The organism is Dietzia sp. SLG310A2-38A2 (assembly GCF_014145095.1).
GTDB lineage: Bacteria > Actinomycetota > Actinomycetes > Mycobacteriales > Mycobacteriaceae > Dietzia.
Genome location: NZ_JAALDX010000273.1, coordinates 14,756 through 17,670 on the forward strand (window position 1 = coordinate 14,756; position 2,915 = coordinate 17,670).

The 2,915-nt window shown below is 70.5% G+C and carries 4 protein-coding genes; 3 read left to right on the forward strand and 1 reads right to left on the reverse strand.

Annotated elements, in window-relative coordinates; genetic code table 11:
* Window positions 1–300: 300 nt before the first annotated feature.
* Both G6027_RS09995 and G6027_RS10000 read left to right on the forward strand, forming a co-directional pair.
* Window positions 301–582, forward strand: coding sequence for a DUF2516 family protein (locus tag G6027_RS09995; RefSeq protein WP_182637042.1), 282 nt, complete (start codon window positions 301–303; stop codon window positions 580–582).
* On the forward strand, window positions 579–1,289 hold the full coding sequence (locus G6027_RS10000) for a MerR family transcriptional regulator (protein ID WP_182637043.1): 711 nt from the start codon (window positions 579–581) through the stop codon (window positions 1,287–1,289). The genes G6027_RS09995 and G6027_RS10000 overlap by 4 nt, the downstream gene beginning before the upstream one ends.
* 37 nt (window positions 1,290–1,326) lie before the next feature.
* On the opposite strand, the gene purU is transcribed toward G6027_RS10000, so the two are convergent.
* Entirely contained in the window at window positions 1,327–2,193 is an 867-nt protein-coding gene (gene purU / locus G6027_RS10005; RefSeq protein WP_182637044.1) for a formyltetrahydrofolate deformylase, read from the reverse strand.
* A 53-nt stretch (window positions 2,194–2,246) separates the two neighbouring features.
* On the opposite strand from purU, the gene deoC reads away from it, so the two are divergent.
* Window positions 2,247–2,915 (forward strand): deoxyribose-phosphate aldolase (gene deoC / locus G6027_RS10010; protein WP_182637045.1); only part of this gene is annotated, 669 nt, incomplete at its 3' end.

Sequence of the window (2,915 nt, forward strand, 5' to 3'; positions counted from 1 at the left end):
GGCCAGCAAGTCGGCGTCGCCCTCGGCGACCAAGTCGACCTCCGGCTCCGGGTCGGGCTCGACCTCGGGCAGCACGCCGTCGTCCTCGACGGACAAGTCCTCGTCGTCGTCCGACGCCGACAAGTCGACGGACTCCGGCAGCAAGTGAGTCGCTGCGGCTGAGGCCGCAGGCAGCCGCCCCCGGCCCGCTCTCCTCGAGCGGGTCGGGGGCGGCTTACGTTGTGGGAGCGTCCGTCTGCCAACTCCACGCCGTGAACATCGATGACGGGGGTGTCGGGCGCTCCGACTACACTGGCGATCGTGATAGAAGCATTGCCCGGAACCTGGGGCCTCATCCAGATCGCGATACAGGCGGCCCTCGTGGCGTGGGCGCTGGTCGGCCTGGTGTTGGCCATCCTGCCTCCCGCGTCGGCGTACTCGATCGAGGGCAAGTGGCCGAAACCGGCCTGGATCGGCATCTGCGCCGGTGCCGCCCTCTTCTTCGCGATCCGGCCGTTCGGCATCCTCGGGATCGTGGCGATGGTCGCGGTCGGGGTATTCTTCGCCGACGTCAGGCCGGCCGTCGGCGGAAGACGCAGGTGAGTTCGAGGGGGTCCGCGCCGCTGCAGCGCATCGAGGAGCTGGCGGAGACCTCCGGCGCGACCGTTCGCAACATCCGCGTCTACCAGGAGCGCGGGTTGCTCCAGCCGCCCATCCGTCAGGGCCGGACCGCGCTCTACGGGCCCGATCACCGCAGCCGGCTCGAGCTGATCCTGCGCCTGCTCAACCGGGGATACACGTTCGCCACGATCGAGGAACTGCTGATCGCCGAGCGGCACGGGTTCACGCTCGCGGAGCTGCTCGCGGTCGAGAGCGTGCGGGGCGAGCGCCGACCCACCGGGTCCAGACGGCGCCTCACCCGCGCGGAATCCCAGGCGGTCGCCTCATTCGACATGCCCGAGGAGCTGGTGGACGTGGGGGAGTCCCTCGGCCTGATCACGGAACCGGGGGCCGCCGACCACTTCTTCTCCGACGTCTACATGGCCGAGCTCCTGCGCGACCTGATCATCCTCGGCGTGGACGAGGAGGGGATCGAGAAGATCGGTCGCCTGTTCATGGAGGGGCAGAGCCGGGCCGCGGAGGCGTTCACCGTGCTGGTGGAGACCGTCCGCGCGGCCGGCATGGACCAGGCCGTACTCGAGAAGCGGGTCCGGTCGATACTGCCCCGGGCCGGCGCGGCGGCCCGGTTGATCTTCCTCTCCGCCGCCGAGACCCTGTTCACCGAGCGCCACGGTTTCTCTCGGGGCTGAGCCTTCTTCTCCTGCTGGGCCTTCTTCCCGGGCCGCGTCAGGTGAAGACGACGGTCCGGGCGTCGTGGACCAGGACGCGGTCCTCGAGGTGCCACCGCAGCCCGCGGGCCAGCACCAGCTTCTCCGCGTCGCGGCCCTGCCGGACCATGTCCTGCACTGTCGCCGCGTGGTCGACGCGGATGACGTCCTGCTCGATGATCGGCCCCTCGTCGAGGTCGGCGGTGACGTAGTGGCAGGTCGCCCCGATGAGCTTGACGCCCCGGATGTGCGCCTGGTGATAGGGGCGCGCCCCCACGAAACTCGGGAGGAAGCTGTGATGGATGTTGAGGGCGCGACCGGCCCAGCGGGAGCACAGGTCGTCCGGCAGGACCTGCATGAAGCGGGCCAGGACGATGGCGTGCGGGTCGATGTCGTCGACGATCGAGGACACCTCCGCGAACGCGGGGCCCCGCTCGGCCGGGTCCGCCGGGAACGGTACGTGGTGAAAGGGGATGCCGTGCGCCTCGGTCATCCCCCGGAGGGTGTCGTGGTTGCCGATCACGGCACGGATGCGGGCGGGGAAGTCTCCGCTATCGACCCGGCCCATGAGGTCGTGCAGGCAGTGCCCCTCCTTGGACACCAGGACGACGATGTCCTTCGGTTCGGTGGAGTCGGCGATGTTCCAGTCCGTTTCCGGGCCGAGCTCGGCGGCCACCCGTGAGAAGCGGCGGCGCAGTTCGTCGAGATCCATCCCGATCGACTCGGCGTCCACGGACTGCCGGGTGAAGAACCAACCGGAGTTCTCGTCCGCGTGGTAGGCCGCCTCCACGATGGTGCCGCCGAGCTCGGCGAGGAACGTGGCGATGCGGGCGACGATACCGATGCGGTCGGGGCAACCCAGCGTGAGGACGTAGCGGCGTGACATGAACGGTCATTGTGCCAGCAGGGGGTGCCGGGGAGCCCCGCTAGGCTGGCCGTATGGAAGCCACCCCGCAGAATCAGCCGACCCGCGCGCGCGTCGCGGCCATGATCGACCACACGCTGCTCTCCCCGGACGCCTCGCGCGAGGACGTGCAGGCCTGTGTTGACGAGGCCCGCGACCTCGGGGTCAAGGCGGTGTGCGTGAGCCCGGCGATGCTCCCGGTGCGCGCCGAGGGCCTGACGGTGGCGACCGTGGCCGGCTTCCCCTCCGGCAAACATCACGCGCTGGTCAAGGCCATGGAGGGGCGGCTGGCGGTGGACCAGGGCGCCGTCGAGGTGGACATGGTGATCGACGTGGGCGCGGCGATCGCGGGGTTGGTGGACGAGGTGATGGCCGACGTGCTGACGATGCGCGACGCCGTGCCCCCGCCCACGGTGATCAAGGTGATCCTGGAGACCGCCGCGATCCACCGGGCGCTGGGCGACGAGGCGGGTGACCAGCGGATCGAGGAGCTGTGCCTTGCCGTCGCGCGCGCGGGAGCGGACATGGTCAAGACCTCCACCGGCTTCCACCCCGCCGGCGGCGCCAGCGTTCGTGCGATCGCCGCCATGCACCGGGCGGTGGGCGGGCAGCTCGGGATCAAGGCCTCGGGCGGGATTCGCGACGCCGACACCGCCCGCGCCATGATCTCTGCGGGTGCCACCCGTCTGGGCCTGAGCGGCAGA

What these genes read in the sequence shown, in the direction of transcription:
- purU (WP_182637044.1), bottom strand. Translation starts at nt 2,193, where the DNA reads ATGTCACGCCGCTACGTCCTCACGCTGGGTTGCCCCGACCGCATCGGT.